General features: G+C 52.2%; 14 protein-coding genes. 5 read left to right on the forward strand and 9 right to left on the reverse strand.

Going from position 1 to position 13,021, the window contains the following annotated elements:
- Positions 1 to 9: 9 nt before the first annotated feature.
- The 4 genes from crtY to NR177_RS10470 form a co-directional block, all read right to left on the reverse strand.
- Positions 10 to 1,158, reverse strand: coding sequence for a lycopene beta-cyclase CrtY (gene crtY / locus NR177_RS10455; RefSeq protein WP_256852854.1), 1,149 nt, complete (start codon positions 1,156 to 1,158; stop codon positions 10 to 12).
- Positions 1,142 to 2,437: a glycosyltransferase gene (locus NR177_RS10460; protein ID WP_256852855.1), complete on the reverse strand. Its 1,296-nt coding sequence runs from the start codon at positions 2,435 to 2,437 to the stop codon at positions 1,142 to 1,144. The genes crtY and NR177_RS10460 overlap by 17 nt, the downstream gene beginning before the upstream one ends.
- 9 nt (positions 2,438 to 2,446) lie before the next feature.
- The gene (locus NR177_RS10465) at positions 2,447 to 3,355 is read right to left on the reverse strand and encodes a polyprenyl synthetase family protein (protein WP_109717731.1); all 909 of its coding nucleotides are present in this window, start codon (positions 3,353 to 3,355) and stop codon (positions 2,447 to 2,449) included.
- 246 nt (positions 3,356 to 3,601) lie between these two features.
- The gene (locus NR177_RS10470) at positions 3,602 to 4,132 is read right to left on the reverse strand and encodes a YtfJ family protein (RefSeq protein ID WP_181377149.1); all 531 of its coding nucleotides are present in this window, start codon (positions 4,130 to 4,132) and stop codon (positions 3,602 to 3,604) included.
- A gap of 168 nt (positions 4,133 to 4,300) precedes the next feature.
- Between NR177_RS10470 and NR177_RS10475 the strand changes: the two genes are divergently transcribed.
- Positions 4,301 to 4,519: a DNA-binding protein gene (locus tag NR177_RS10475; RefSeq protein ID WP_063877030.1), complete on the forward strand. Its 219-nt coding sequence runs from the start codon at positions 4,301 to 4,303 to the stop codon at positions 4,517 to 4,519.
- 70 nt (positions 4,520 to 4,589) lie between these two features.
- On the opposite strand, the gene NR177_RS10480 is transcribed toward NR177_RS10475, so the two are convergent.
- Positions 4,590 to 6,326, reverse strand: a complete 1,737-nt coding sequence (locus NR177_RS10480; protein WP_256852856.1) for a DUF2534 family protein — start codon at positions 6,324 to 6,326, stop codon at positions 4,590 to 4,592.
- 61 nt (positions 6,327 to 6,387) lie between these two features.
- Entirely contained in the window at positions 6,388 to 6,798 is a 411-nt protein-coding gene (locus tag NR177_RS10485) for a DUF2946 domain-containing protein (RefSeq protein ID WP_256852857.1), read from the reverse strand.
- 209 nt (positions 6,799 to 7,007) lie between these two features.
- Here NR177_RS10485 and NR177_RS10490 point away from each other — a divergent pair, with 209 nt between their 5' ends.
- A complete protein-coding gene (locus tag NR177_RS10490) occupies positions 7,008 to 7,949 on the forward strand; it encodes a D-2-hydroxyacid dehydrogenase (RefSeq protein WP_256852858.1) in 942 nt (313 codons plus the stop codon).
- A 1-nt stretch (position 7,950) separates the two neighbouring features.
- Here NR177_RS10490 and glsB read toward each other — a convergent pair whose 3' ends face one another.
- Positions 7,951 to 8,871: a glutaminase B gene (gene glsB, locus NR177_RS10495; protein ID WP_256852859.1), complete on the reverse strand. Its 921-nt coding sequence runs from the start codon at positions 8,869 to 8,871 to the stop codon at positions 7,951 to 7,953.
- Positions 8,872 to 8,893: 22 nt separating this feature from the next.
- On the opposite strand from glsB, the gene NR177_RS10500 reads away from it, so the two are divergent.
- Positions 8,894 to 9,037, forward strand: a complete 144-nt coding sequence (locus tag NR177_RS10500) for a hypothetical protein (protein ID WP_256852860.1) — start codon at positions 8,894 to 8,896, stop codon at positions 9,035 to 9,037.
- Positions 9,038 to 9,130: 93 nt separating this feature from the next.
- Entirely contained in the window at positions 9,131 to 10,549 is a 1,419-nt protein-coding gene (gene clcA, locus NR177_RS10505) for a H(+)/Cl(-) exchange transporter ClcA (protein WP_372340340.1), read from the forward strand.
- A 113-nt stretch (positions 10,550 to 10,662) separates the two neighbouring features.
- On the opposite strand, the gene NR177_RS10510 is transcribed toward clcA, so the two are convergent.
- Together NR177_RS10510 and NR177_RS10515 are read right to left on the reverse strand one after the other, a co-directional pair.
- Positions 10,663 to 11,598, reverse strand: coding sequence for an Rpn family recombination-promoting nuclease/putative transposase (locus NR177_RS10510; protein WP_256852862.1), 936 nt, complete (start codon positions 11,596 to 11,598; stop codon positions 10,663 to 10,665).
- A 315-nt stretch (positions 11,599 to 11,913) separates the two neighbouring features.
- On the reverse strand, positions 11,914 to 12,087 hold the full coding sequence (locus NR177_RS10515) for a GhoT/OrtT family toxin (protein WP_074180956.1): 174 nt from the start codon (positions 12,085 to 12,087) through the stop codon (positions 11,914 to 11,916).
- A gap of 363 nt (positions 12,088 to 12,450) precedes the next feature.
- Between NR177_RS10515 and NR177_RS10520 the strand changes: the two genes are divergently transcribed.
- Positions 12,451 to 12,987 carry a YbhB/YbcL family Raf kinase inhibitor-like protein gene (locus NR177_RS10520; RefSeq protein WP_096011704.1) on the forward strand — a complete coding sequence of 179 codons (537 nt, stop codon included), beginning with the start codon at positions 12,451 to 12,453 and terminating at the stop codon, positions 12,985 to 12,987.
- The last annotated feature ends 34 nt before the right edge of the window (positions 12,988 to 13,021 follow it).

Consider the following 13,021-nt stretch of genomic DNA (forward strand, 5'->3'; position numbering starts at 1 on the left):
TGTCGCTCTTTAACGATGAGTCGTCATAATTGCCTGCAATGCCGCTAATACCGGAACAGGCGGCTTGCCGCTCAGAATACGTAGCCGATCGGTCAGCGTGAGTTTGCCCGCATAAAAACGGGAGATTAAATCTTCAGGTAAACCATAGAAGCGCTGCATAACACGCCAACGTGAATCGGCGGGTCCCGCTAAAAACAGCATGCGATTCAACATGCGGAAAAAGCGTTGCTGCTGCCAGCGCTCGTGGGCAAAGTGGGTAATCGCCTGATGAATTGAGGGCGATGTAAAAACATCAAGCGCACTCAGGCGATCGGCCAGCGCAACCGCAAGGGGGAGTGAATAACCGGTTGTGGGGTGAAACAGTCCGGCACGCAGTCCACTGCAGGCTAAAGGCTGTTGCTGCCAAAACGCGGTGCTATCGCCCGTTAAGGTTATTGGCAATGCGCCCTGTTCCTCACGAAGCAGAGTCTGAAGCTGCCAATTCTGCTGGGCAGCATAATCGCGAATATTTTGTCGTGCGCGTTCAGGTTCCAGTGTCGCGTTATCAATATAGTGGGTATCTTCGATTAACAGTTCTGTCGCAGATAGCGGCAGGCTGTAAACAAAGCGATAACCATTTTGCTGATCGACCGTGGCATCCATAATAATGGGTGAAGATAAACCGTGCGGTTTACTGAGTCGCCATTCCTGTCCGATAAACGCCTGGAATCCCACGTTCAGCGCTGAATTGGGCGTATAACCTCGCCCATCAATCACCGCGCTGGCGCTGATGACCTGACCATTATTCAGTCGAACAGCGTCGGCGTGAACCTCTGCCACCGCGCGGCTAATCCATAAGTGCTGACCAAACTTCTGTTGTAAAACCTCGGCAAAACGCTGCGAAGTCACAGAAAAATAGCCGCTGTTCAGCTTACGACGCCGCGTGGGAAAGCGGACCTGATAGTCGGGCCAGTGATACACCACCAGCGGTGCTATCCAGCGATGTTGGCCCTCGGTTAAATCAGCGTCGTGAAAGGACCAGGTATGATTACCGCCCGCCTGGGGGGCCGCTTCGATAAGCAGAATACGCATGTCAGGTTGCTGCTGCTGAAGGCGCAGGGCAATGAGGCCATTAGCCAGCCCGGCGCCCACTAAAATCAGATCATAATGCGGTCGCATAGCCGCTCCCCTTCAAAACGGGCTGGCCGGTGCGCATGGCCTGCTCAACGATATCTGCAGCGGCCATTGTGCCGCCGGCTAAACGAAGGGCGGTCTGGATTTTCGTCATGCGTTGCGAGTAGTCGACGTTGGTCAGCAATGCACGCATCTGGCGCGCCAGCGCATGGCTGGTGGTAAAACGGGACGCACGTTTTCCTATCCCATGATAAACAATACGTGAGGCCACGCCGGGCTGATCAAATGCCAACGGAAGGGCTAAAAGGGGCGTGCGATAATTAATGGCATCCAGCACCGTATTCATCCCGCCATGGGTAATGGCAAGCTGCGCCTGCGACAGCGCGGCCGACTGATCGGCAAAATCCACAACCTGCGTGTGACGGCTTCGCGCCAGCTCTTCGGCCTGAAAGGCAGTCAGGCGGCCACAGTGCGCCAACAGAAGCTGACCATCAATCTCTTCACAGGCTTTCACAATGGTTTTAAACAGACCGTAGCGATGACCCTGCAGCGTGCCCAGCGAGGCGAAAATCCGGGGCTTTTCAGACGGCGAAAAATAAAGCGGCGAAGAGGTTGATGTCGTCTGCGTTTCTCGCAGGGGGCCAACAGCATGAAAACAAGCCGGTAGCGCTTTACGGGGAAAATCCAGTTCTGGAATAAGCTGACTGATTTGTGCCAATGGCGAAAAACACTGATGGAGTTTATCCCGGGGTGCTAAGCCCATCCTGTGACTGTGATGAGCAATGACGCGGTCATGCCGACGCATCAGCCAGTCATAAATTTTTTCGCTGGCTGCATAGCGCTCACGTGCGGCATCGCTGGTGCCATAGTCAAAAGGCATCACCGCCAGGGGCAAATCCGGTTCGCGATTAAGCGGGAGTGCACAGGCAACCGAGACAAACGGCAGCCCCAGCGCTTCAGCGACCAGAGCGCCTGCCGGCTCCATCTGATCAACGATGACGCCATCTATCGCCAAATCGTTAAAGGCTCTGGGGAGCGCCTGGCACAGCATATCGCTGGTGCGCGCCATTTCATTGATGAGCCGAAGCATTGACGGCCCCAGAGGATGGGCCGCTAAGTGCAGCAGGCGCGATAACGAGCCAGACGGATGGCTTTCTTCTCCTACAGCATGAAATCCGATGTGGGGATGCTGGATGAGTGGTTTAGTGTCCTGTTGCTGAATAAAGGTCACCCGATGACCGCGAGCCACTAACTCCCGAGCGAGGTTTTCCAGTGCACGGACATGGCTGTAAAAAGGCGGAGCGATCGCCGCGAAGTGGCTCATGCAGCATCCTTAACTGACGGCAGCGAGTTTTTTGTCAAACCAGGCCTGGATAAATTGTTGAGTAGAATGACCGTTTTGACACGCGGCTGAGAGGTGCTCACTGGCGAGATGCAGATGCTGCCGCAGACGCTCTTCAACTGCTCTGGAGCCTAATAAATTGACCAGGGTCGATTTGCCTTCATCCTGATTGATGTCCTTACCCGTGTCAGCCATGCCATCCGTTAAGTCGTCCAGCAGTTGAAACGCTTGGCCGAGATCAAGCGAAAAACGGTGTAGGTAATCGCGTGCTTCGCTGGAGGCATTCGCCACAATTGAGGCCATCTGCATAGACGCGCAAAACAGGGTGCTGGTTTTAAAGTGGTTCGTCATCAAAATGGCTTCAGCGCTGCGCGGCTTATCGCCTTCTGACAGATCCTTAAACTGACCCTGTACCAGACCTTGCATACCAATGGCGTTTGATAATTCTGACACTGCGCGGTTTTTTGCCAGCGGCGTCAGGCCATCTGCATCAGCAATGACCCCAAAGGCTTTGCTCAGTAAGGCGACCGCCGCGAGTATTGCCACATGCTCGCCGTACTGACAGTGAACGGTAGGGCGGCCCCGACGCATCTGCGCATCGTCCATACAGGGCATATCATCAAGAATCAACGATGCCGCGTGCACCATTTCCACGGCGCAGGCGAGATCCAGCAATCCCTCGTGGCTGACAGCGCAGCCCAGATCGCGTGCTGTGAGCAACAACAGCATCGGGCGAATACGTTTACCCGGTGCCAGCGCGCCCTCACGCATCGCGGCACCTACAAAATCCCGTTCTCCCTCGACAGGCAATAACTGCTCAAGCCGCCGATCAATATCAGCCAGTAATTGCTCAGCAGCACTGCGAGTGGGATGAACGTGTTTTTTTGCGCAGACCGTCATTCGGGCTGTCCTTATCAACGGATACATTTATGACAACGCTAAAAGTGCGCTGCCCTTTAAAGAAACGCTTAATCTGCCATAACATGGTTGGCAGGCTTACCCGTTATTTTTACATTCAGGGTTTCAGGTTTTTTCTCGCTAAATCCACATAATTAATACTAGTTGAGCCTGTGGAAAAGGTGGAGAATTCATAAACCTCCGTCGTATTTGCCTGTGGCGTGACAGGTTTTCCTGAGCGCCCGGGGTTCAGCCTGCCAGTGCACGTAATGTCGCAATTACCTGAGAAACGTCATTAGCACTGAGCGCCGTGTCTTTAGCAAATTTCACCTGTCCCTTCTGGTCCAGCACAATGACTGCCGCACCTTCGGGCTTAAGCTGCCAACGGTGCTGTGCCACACCGCTACTGTCGATAATAAACTGTTCCCATGGCGATGCTTTTTTACTGGCGCGGATACTATTGACCACAAACAGACTGCTGCCAGGTAAAGCATCATCAGTATTGACGATGGTCGTGGTCTGGAATTGTTTTTTAGGCAGGTTGGCGTGCTGAAGAGCGTCAATGAGAGCTGCCGACTGTTCTTTTGCCGATAATCGACCCGCAACGTGAATAATTAAACGTGTTTTCCCCGTCAGAGTCAGACTGTTCCATTTTTGATAGTCAATCTTTCCGCTATCGAGCCGCATCTCACCTTTATCCGCAATAAAAACCGACGGTAGAGGCTGCCCGACAACGATGTTATGGGCGTTTGCCCAACAGGAAACGAGCAAAAGCGCCATCAATCCATAATGTTGCACTGTGTTATCTCTGGTTATTGGGAGCCATCTTACCAGCTTAGCAATTTTATCAACCCTTTGACTGTTTTATGCCCATTCCTGTTTTAGATCAATAACGGTGGGATGGGATTGAACAAAAATGCATCAACAATCCAGGGGCAGGAGGTAAGCATGCACTCAGATCTTATGACATTATCTGAAATGGCGGTCTACCTGGGCATTTCTCAGGCAAGCCTGGTCAGGGCGCTTTGCAATCAAGGCGAATTAAATGGTGTGCCTCTTCCCGAGGCGCTGGAGCACCTGCCTCTGACGCAACGCCATTGGTTGAGAGAGGATGTCAGTCAGTTTAAACATGCGCTGCAACGTGCCCATGTTGTCCACCATGATTAAATACGTGGCCTGAAAACACCCGGTATATCGTTATGATCAATAAAACGCCCGCACCAGGCGGGCGTCGTATTTATTTGCCCTGCTCGTCGCTTTCACCCAGGAAGAAATACCAGAGTGGAATAGACATCAAGCCGGTGAATACCGTGGTATAAAGCAAAATCATCATGGCCTGAGTGATATACATCATTAGCGTCCAGTCGCTGAAAGGGATGTTGTATTGTTCAATGACGCCACTCACCATGGCTCGCGCCATGACCGTTCCCACTATTATCGCCAGAATGACGACACTGCGCAGAAAATAACGCATCTCTTTACGCTTAACGGCAAAACGGGATTGCACAATCGCCAGCGGGGACTGTTTGTCCAGCGGCGTGACAGCATCCTGGCGTGTGGCGCGATGCGCTTTTCGCCAGCGCTGGATGTCGAGCAGGGCGAAGGCCAGTAAACTCAATCCCATCAGCGGCAACGCATAACCTAATACCAGGGCAAGCATCAGGCTTGCGCCCTGAAGATAGCGCGGTAAGACCAGCCATGCGGACAACAGGGTTTGCACGGGATTAACCTGCGGTAATGCCGGACGGCGAATCCACCACATGCGATAGCCCAGTACGATCATCGCACACAAGCCCGCGCCAAACAGCACCAGGATGAGTTGATTGGGTAGCCCAAACAGCACGCCCATGTGCGCATCCACGCCCCAGCGCGTCAGTTTTGCGACCAGAGGGAAATGGGCAAACTCTACGTGGTCGACAATGCTAAAGTTATCAGGATTAACAGAAACCGAATCGACATGGCTCGGCCAGCGGCGGTCAATCTCACTCACCGTCCATGCCTGACCCCCACTTTTCGGTTGACGTAATTCAATTTTTGCCGCCTCCAGGCCTGCGCTGCGTGCGGCGGCCTCAACCCTGTCCCAGTCAGCATCGGGCTGATTAAGGATGGCGGGAGTGCGGGCCTGGTGATCTGACATGGCTGGCATAGCGCCGCTCATCGTCATACCGTCCATCGTGGCATGGTGGTCGGCGTGAGGATCGGCAGGCACCGCTGGCGCATCACCATTTAACGCGGTTCTGACCTGAGGCGTCAACCAGCCAAAGTCGCTACGCATTTTATCGATATTATTGCCAGCCCATTGTGACCAGGTTAATCCCGTTACGGAGAAAAACACCAGACCCAGCGACAGCACTAAGCCAAGTGTGACGTGCCAGGAACGCGTTAAAGCAAAACCAGCACCTGTCTTTTTGACCTTACGACGGGGACGTGTGCCCAGCCACAATACGATGCCGCCCAATGCCGCTACCCATAACCACGACGCCGCCAGTTCACTGTAATTACGGCCGATATCACCCAGCAGCAAACCGCGATGAACCTGATCGAGCCACATGCGCAGTGGCAACACGCCGCTGGTGCCATAAACCGTCATATCGCCTTTCACACCAAGCGTATAAGGATCGATAAAAATCGAACGCGATTCTGAAGGGCCTAACTGCGGATCTGAGAATTGCACACGTGTTGTATCCTGTGCGCCAGGGGCAGGACGAACGGCATAGATCCGTAAATTACCCGCATAATGTCGTGCCGCATTAATTTGCGCAGAAAGGGGTTTGGCATGGCCCTGCGCGTCAGTGGTTAATGCGTCTTTATAAATAAAGTTCTCTAATTGCGGCGTTATGACATACAAGGTGCCGGTTAATGCGGCAATAAAAATAAATGGCGCAATAAACAGGCCAATATAAAAATGTAGACGACGAAGTACAGTCAGTACCGCCCCGCGAGGAGGTGGATTGTTTTCCCGTGAAAAGGTCATAGCTATTCCATATTTTCAGAATACCGGGGTTTTCTTCCCGCACGCTGGCGTGAAAAAAAGATCACATAAAGGAGATAAACAATCGGGACAACGGGGGCGCGCGAGGCCGATAACTCCCCTTCAGGCGTGGCAACGCAAGGTGTAAAATGTGGTGCGGCGGAGGGGCGCGGCTGATAAGGCACATTAGCCAGATGAAGGGAATAAACACCCACAACATTAACGGGACATGCACCAACAGATCACAATAACCGCAGGCGACGCCATCATCCATCATCATGCTGTGATCGGCCATCGCCCTGTCGCTGTGATGATCCATCATCGGCATATCCGCACTCATGCCCGACATGATCATGGCATCATGGTGTTCAGCAAGATTTTTAGATACCACCGGTGCAATAAACAACAGCAGTACGGCCAGTATCGCAATACAGGCGCTCAGGCGTTGTCGTTTATAGCGGGTGGATTTCATCATCAAAACGAGGACAGTTATTTACAATTTAAGGGCGGCAGTGTAACGCGGCGTAGATAAAAGGGTTAAAAAAAATGGCACTTAAGACAAAAAAATTAGCACCTTTTGAACACCTTCACCTTAATTAGCTTTGAGGTTAACTTTCTTGTTACTCATGTCGTACATTTAAATAACATTATTAATCTGTGTTGTTGTTATTTGAGAGGGACTTAATGAAAATTGTAACGCTGGATGGCGGCACGTTGCCCGTACCCCCACCGCAACCCACCTGGTGTAGTGACTGGCAATTTCGTCATGACACGGCAGAGGACGAGATTGTTATGGCGCTCAAGGGCGCGACCATTGCCATTACTAATAAGGTACCCTTGCGCGCAGCAACGCTGGCAGCGCTGCCTGAGCTACGCTACATCTGTGTGACGGCAACCGGCTATGACTGTATTGATATCGCGGCCTGCAAAGAACACGGTATTGTGGTCAGCAACATTCCGGGCTATTCAACGCAGAGCGTTTCCGAGGGCGTGATCGCGTTCATTTTTGCCCTGCGACGCCAGATAGTGGAATACGCTAACAGCACACGTCATTTATGGCCTGAATCCTCTCATTTTTGCCTGCACCAGACGCCGATACAAGATATCGCTGGCGCGACGTTGGGTATCGTGGGTAAGGGCGATATTGGCACCGCTGTAGGCAGGCTGGCACAGGCGCTGGGAATGCGAGTTGTTTATGCTGAACGCAAGGGCAGCAGCAAGGTACGTGACGGCTATGTAAGCTTTGACGAGATGCTGGCCTCCAGCGATATCATTTCATTGCACTGCCCTTTGAGTGAGCAAACCCGGCAACTGATCGATCGTGACACGCTGAGCAAAATGAAACCCCAGGCGCTACTGATCAATACTGCGCGAGGCGGTTTAATTCATGAAGCCCATCTGGCGGAGGCGCTACGAAATGGTACGCTTGCCGGTGCTGCACTGGATGTGCTCACCAGTGAACCGCCTGCAGCGGATCATCCCTTACTCCAGCCCGATATCCCGAATCTGATCCTGACGCCGCATGTTGCCTGGGCGAGTCATAGCGGTATGCATAACCTGCTACAGGGCATCATGGTCAATCTGGCTGGCTTCGAACAGAACCGTCCTGTCAATGTAGTAAGCTAAGTCAGAAAATCGAGCGTCCTAGTTTATCGGTCAGGCACTCCAGCGCGGCAGTGCCGGCTAATGAATTACCTGCATTGTCTAAACCCGGTGACCAGACAGCGATACTCATTTCACCGGGGATCACGGCAATGATGCCACCTCCTACGCCTGATTTAGCCGGCATTCCCACCCGCCAGGCAAATTCGCCTGCTCCGTCATACATACCACTGGTGATCATCAGTGCATTGATTTGTCGGGCCTGACGGGAGGTGATCAAGGCTGAACCCTCCAGCGTTTTTCCCTGGTTAGCCAAATAAATAAAACTGCGAGCCAGTTCAATACAGTTCATAGACAGCGAGCAATAGTGGAAGTAGGTCTGCATCACGCTGGTGACGTCGTTATTAAAATTCCCAAACGACTTCATCAGCCAGGCGATCGCCGCATTGCGGGCAGAGTGTTCATATTCTGAGCGGGCGACATGGCGATCATACTGAATATAGGGTTGCTGACTGAGTTGACGGATGATCTCAAGCATGCGCTGACGAGGCGCAGTCAGCCGTGTCTCCAGCAAATCGCAGATCACCAGTGCCCCAGCGTTAATAAAGGGGTTGCGCGGCTTTCCCTGCTCCAGTTCAAGTTGAACCAGTGAATTAAAAGGTTGGCCGGACGGTTCCTTACCCACGCGCTGCCATATCTCGGCATCGTCATAGCGTGTCAGAGCAACGCTCAAAGAGAGCACTTTGGAAATTGACTGGATCGAAAAACGTGTTTCAGCATCGCCTGCCTGAAAAACAGTGCCATCACGCAAACACACTGCTATACCCAGGTTATCCGCTGCGACGTCAGCCAGTGCCGGAATATAGTCGGCGACCTTACCTTGATGAACCAATGGACGAACCTGATCAAGAACGGCTTCCAGCAATGTATTACTAAGAGTGGTCACACACGTCTCTCCAGAAGAATGGATGATGGCGCAGGATGATGAGCGTCCTGAAGCCGCAAATCAATGGGTTGCCGGTAAAATTGCCAGACGACATGTGAAATCTATGCACAGGTTGCCATTGCGGCTCATCATTCATTTTGCCGTAGTGGGTTTGCTGATTTACTAAAATTCGGAAATAAATAAAAGCGAGGAATTATGGCGGAGATGCGATAACCTCTGGATTTAATTTGCTTTGTGGGTGCTGTTTAGCACGCTAATTTTGAGGTCAGGCATGCGCGCTTTTGTTTCAAATCGACCCGGAATCTTCCGTCCCCGTCGGTTGCGGTTGTTGCAATACCTTATACGACGTGACAAAACGCCGATCGCATTGCTGCTGCTGGCCGCGCTGGTGGGGGTACTGACGGGATTAACGGCAGTGGCATTTGATAAAGCGGTGAGCTGGGTCATTCATTCCCGTCTCAACTGGCTTAGCCAATTCGAGAATCAGGACATATTACTGGGATTGTACGCCTTTATTTTCTCTGCCGTCCTGGCGGCGATAGGGTATTTCCTCGTCAGACGCTTTGCCCCTGAAGCGGGAGGTTCAGGCATTCCCGAAATTGAAGGGGCGCTGGAAGAACTGCGACCGGTACGCTGGTGGCGGGTTCTACCGGTTAAATTTGTGGGTGGTTTGGGCGCGTTAGGGTCGGGAATGGTGCTGGGACGTGAAGGGCCGACGGTGCAAATCGGTGGGAATATCGGTCGCATGTGTCTGGATATTTTTCGCATGCGCTCGTCTGAATCGCGCCATACTATTCTGGCGACCGGTGCCGCCTCTGGGCTGGCCGCCGCCTTCAATGCGCCACTGGCTGGCATTCTGTTCATCATCGAAGAAATGCGCCTGCAGTTTCGTTTTAGCCTGATATCCATCAAAGCCGTGTTTGTTGGCGTGATTACATCAAGTATCGTTTTTCGCACACTGAACGGTAACGAGCCCATTATTGATATCGGACAGCTGAAAGATGCGCCGATACAAACCCTCTGGTTATATTTACTGTTGGGGATTTTGTTTGGTGGCTGCGGTGTTGCCTTTAATCGCCTGATATTTACGCTTCAGGATCTGTTTCAAAAGCTACATAAGGGCCAGACGTCACGTTGGGTGCTGGGTGGCGCGGTGTTGGGGGGATTGTGCGGTTTGCTGGGGTTAATCCTGCCTCAGGCCGTCACTGGCGGTATTACGCTTATCCCTGATTTTTCAGCGGGTCATTACACATCAACGGCATTACTTTGCCTGTTTTTATTGCGAGCCTTAACCACCTTATTGTGTTTTGCGTCCGGAGCGCCCGGCGGCATCTTTGCACCCATGCTGACGCTTGGTACGTTACTTGGCATCAGCGTGGGTCAACTCTGTGTCGCGATGTTCCCAGAATATCACCTTGAAGCCGCAACCTTTGCGGTAGCGGGCATGGGGGCGTTATTTGCGGCCTCGGTACGCGCTCCGCTGACCGGCATTATTTTGGTGCTGGAAATGACCAATAATTACCAACTGATCCTGCCCATGATTATTACCTGCCTTGGCGCTACCTTGTCCGCACAATACTTCGGAGGAACGCCATTGTATTCCACCCTTCTTGCGCGGACGCTGGCTAAGCAGCAACAAAACGACCCAGAGGATAATACAAGGCGCGAGCGAGCCTGAGGGTTGCAGCGAAGGAGTATTTAAAAGCGAAACGGAAGATGTATTTAGGTGACAGCCTGGCTGCAGGTCTGGCTGTCCAGGTTAAGACAATCAGCCCTGACTGATAGACCGTCTTACAGCCCTGTTGACCCCTGGCATAGCTGGGCCAGCGCGTCTTCACTCAGACCCGTTGCTTCCCTAATAGCGTCATGTGGCATGCCCATGTTGAGCAGGCTACGGGCGACTTCACGCTTCCCTTCGTTCCTGCCAATCTGCACGCCTTGCTCAAGGCCTTTCTCAATACCTTTCTGCTCAAGCTGTTGGGCAATGGTCATTAGCGCATCTCCGTGCTGCGGCACGCGTTGTGCCAGTTCGCGAACAAAGGCTTCGGAGTCCGCTGACTCACCTGCCTGAACTAAATAGTGTACCAGTGTGGTTACCTGTGGTGAAGAAAGATGATTCGCCATTAAGAGCGTGACCAGGCGATCGGTCAGTGTGGCGATATCACGCCGGTGTATATGCTTCTGTAGCAACGTGAGTGCGGCCATGCTGCGATGGTGCATAATCTCGTCATCCGGTATTACCGTGACATCCACTAATGGAAATTCCCTGCTGTAGAATTTTCCCGCCAGCTCTGGATATTCAAATCCATCCAGCCATCGGGTGGAATAGGGATAGGGGCTGCGCTTCCCTGCATAAAAAAGTATCGGAATGACCAGCGGCAGTTTTTTATGCCCGGCGGCCAGATGGCGCTGCATTGCCGCTACCGCATAGCGTAACAATCTGAAGGCCATATGTTTGTCCGGGGTGGACTGATGCTCAATGAGCACATGGATATAACCCTCTCCGCCGGTCGTTGTTTTCATGCGATATAGCACATCGCTGAAATACTGACGCAGGTCGTCTTCAATGAACGATCCCGATTCAAGCTTTAATGAACTGAGGTCGCAAATCGCACGTAATCCCGCAGGAAGATGCAGTTCGATAAAATCTCGTGCAATCTCTGGCTGCGTCAGAAACTGGCGAAAGGTGGCATCGTGAGGCGTCGGTGTACTGTGCTTTTTTTTCACGGTTTATCGTCCTTAACCGGATACCCTACGGTATGTCCCTTTGGCATCGCGTCATCAAACCTGGCGTGGTCTGAAAACCCGAAATAATCAGGCATGACGCGCGGCAACGATCCGTCCACAAGGGCTGGAACCTGTGAGTCGTTGCGTTGAGGTGCCGGAGGTCAGTAAAAGACGATTTAGTGTGGCTGTAAAGCCTGCAGATTTAGCGCTGTGCAACTTCACGCAAAATGAGTCGGGGAGTGCACCTCAGCGTGATAAGGGCGAAGCGCAAGAGGTAAATGGGCCCTGCATTGAAAAGCTTATAAATTGAGATGACTAAAATAATGCAAACATCAGCGCGACGGGGAAGCTCATAGGCCAGGTTGCGCCGACCAAAAGAGCACTCAGTAATTTTATGCTGAGTTTATCTTTGGCGATAAAGAAGGTGATTAATGCCGCTACCGAGGCAACAACGCCGTAGAAGACCAACATATGTTGATAAAGTGTCATTTTAGCCCCGCCGTCTGTTTCGTTGTCTGGTACAGATCATGCGGAATTTTGTGACTCAGATCAAGTATCCGGCCTTTTGTGTAAATAAAAAAATGGCAGCTAAGCTGGGGTGTTGTTGCCTGCCTGCTGGCCATCACTGGCGATTTCACCCTGAAACGTTGCCATTTAACGCGGCTTTATCCCTGCTCGCAGGCCGATCCTCAGTGCCGAGGTTGTCTGGCGAATGACAGGTTTTAACGTTCGCTAGCCCTCTGTTCCCTGAGTGCCTGTTACTATTACGGGGCCGATTTTGAGACATATACTGTTTCAACGCGGGGCTAACATATCGTCGCCCCTCAGGTCTCGATAACACAGGAGTATCAGGTGAATAAACTTTCCTATCTGTTGTTAATCCTTTTATGTCCTTCGGCTTTTGCTTTGACGCTGCAATCAAAAGACTTCAGTGATAATGGTCTGTTAGACAAAAAGTTTGCAGGTGCCAATAAAAGTAACGCCGCCTGTACCGGTGATAACGTATCGCCCGAACTTAACTGGTCTGAAATACCGGCAGGCACCAAAAGCTTTGCTTTAGTGATGACCGATCCTGTCGGCGCTAAAGGATTGGGTGTAACCCATATGGTGGCCTATAACATTGCCGCCGATCGTACCGCTTTTGCCCAAGGTGAACTGACGCAAGGAAAGGGGTACACCGGAGGGAAAAACTCACCAGGCACTGCGCATTATTACGGACCTTGTCCACCTGTGGGCTCAGGTATTCACCATTATAATTTCGTGCTTATCGCTACCGATCTGGCGCCGTCGGTGCTTGAGGCCGGGTTAACACAGGATCAGCTACTGAACAAACTTAAAGGCCATTCTCTTGGTGCGGCCAGCACGGTGGCCCGCTTTGGCAATGACTGAGTCTGACGGTAGCACATAAAAAAACACCCTGCGG

This window comes from Pantoea sp. Fr+CA_20 (assembly GCF_024520835.1).
In the GTDB taxonomy this organism is placed as follows: Bacteria; Pseudomonadota; Gammaproteobacteria; order Enterobacterales; family Enterobacteriaceae; genus Pantoea; species Pantoea allii.